This window comes from Lactobacillus nasalidis (assembly GCF_016587775.1).
Lineage (GTDB): Bacteria > Bacillota > Bacilli > Lactobacillales > Lactobacillaceae > Lactobacillus > Lactobacillus nasalidis.
This window is the reverse complement of sequence record NZ_BOCG01000648.1, coordinates 1-1,399: the sequence shown is the minus strand read 5'-3', so window position 1 is coordinate 1,399 and position 1,399 is coordinate 1. Positions and strand designations below refer to the sequence as shown.

The following is a 1,399-nucleotide window of genomic DNA, read 5'->3' as shown; positions in this document are numbered from 1 at the left end:
TGGCGAGAGCCTTTCCATGAAGTTGCAAGAGTGGTGCTTCGGTACCTGCGCTGGTCAATGCGGTTACCCCCTTGTTGGGATATCGGAATACCGGTGATGACGGCAATAAGAAAAATGTCTGTATCCATGTCTTTGGACATACGTAGTCAAAAATTACTATTTGGCTACATTGCACACATTTTTTGCAGCAGTTAAGAAATGTCGTTTGTTTATCTAATTATCTTAGGAATTTTGGCTGGCATCGTGGCAGCGGTCGCCAGCATGGCGTCTTTGGTTTCCTACCCGGGCCTGCTGCTCTTCGGGCTCAGCCCGGTTGCAGCCAACATGACCAACACGGCTGCCCTGGTAACCACGGGCTTTGGCTCCCTGTCCTCCTGCCTCAAAGAAATGCGGGGGCATTGGGGGGAGCTTTGGCGCTACGCCTTCTTCCAGCTGACCGGGGCCTTGATCGGCGGCTGGCTGCTGGTCCAGTTCCCGGGAAAAATCTTCCAGAAACTGGTGCCTTTCTTCGTGCTTTTTTCAGCGGCTTTGCTGCTCTACAGCGGCCGGCAAAAGCAGGCCAAGCCTACAACCAAGCTCGGCCGAATCGGCGCTTATGCCGGCTTGTTCGTGGCGGGCATTTACGCGGGCTACTTCGGGGCAGCATCCGGGGTGCTGACTTTGATCTTTTTGACGGCCTTGAGCGATTCGCCTTTTGTCGTCATCAATGCCATCAAGAGCTTGATCGGGTCTTTGGCCAACCTGGTGGCCCTGGCCCTGTTTGCCTTTAAGGGCGGGGTCAACTGGCCAGTGGCATTTCCCTTGGCGATCGGTTTGTTCATCGGCGGCTATTTCGGGCAAAAAATGATCAAATACCTCAAGCCGGCCTGGGTCAGATGGATCACGGCCTTCTTCTCCGTGCTTCTGGCCATCTACCTGACTTACGAAGCCTGGCATTAGATACTACAAATACCGGCCGAATTAAGTTAGAATGGTGGTAACTGATTTAAGGAGGACTCGCGTGAAAACTGAAGTTTATCTGGTCAGACATGGGGAAACGCTCTTCAACCGCCTGGGCAAGGTCCAGGGCTGGTGCGACACCCCTTTGACCATCAAGGGCATCGATGACTTGAAGAAAACGGCGGCGGCCCTGTCGCAGATTCATTTTGACAACATGTACTCGTCAGACCTGAAGCGGGCAATCGACACCGTCCACCTGATGAAGGACGCCAACCAGGTCTCAGAGATCGGCAAGATCAAGAAGCTGCCGGAATTCAGGGAGGTCTTCTACGGCTCTTTTGAAGGCGGCAGCATCGACGACATCTGGCTCAGCGCCTCCAAGGCCGCCGGCATTCCGCCGACGACCGACGTCAAGAAGATCATCGACACCATCGGCATCTACGAGTTCAGAGAAGTTACC

At 54.1% G+C, this 1,399-nt stretch carries 2 protein-coding genes; both read left to right on the top strand.

Annotation, left to right across the window (positions count from 1 at the left end):
- Positions 1-198 precede the first annotated feature (198 nt).
- Positions 199-939 carry a sulfite exporter TauE/SafE family protein gene (locus tag lacNas_RS12290; protein ID WP_201331327.1) on the top strand — a complete coding sequence of 247 codons (741 nt, stop codon included), beginning with the start codon at positions 199-201 and terminating at the stop codon, positions 937-939.
- 61 nt (positions 940-1,000) lie between these two features.
- Positions 1,001-1,399: histidine phosphatase family protein (locus lacNas_RS12285; RefSeq protein WP_201346905.1), on the top strand; the 399-nt coding region annotated here is incomplete at its 3' end.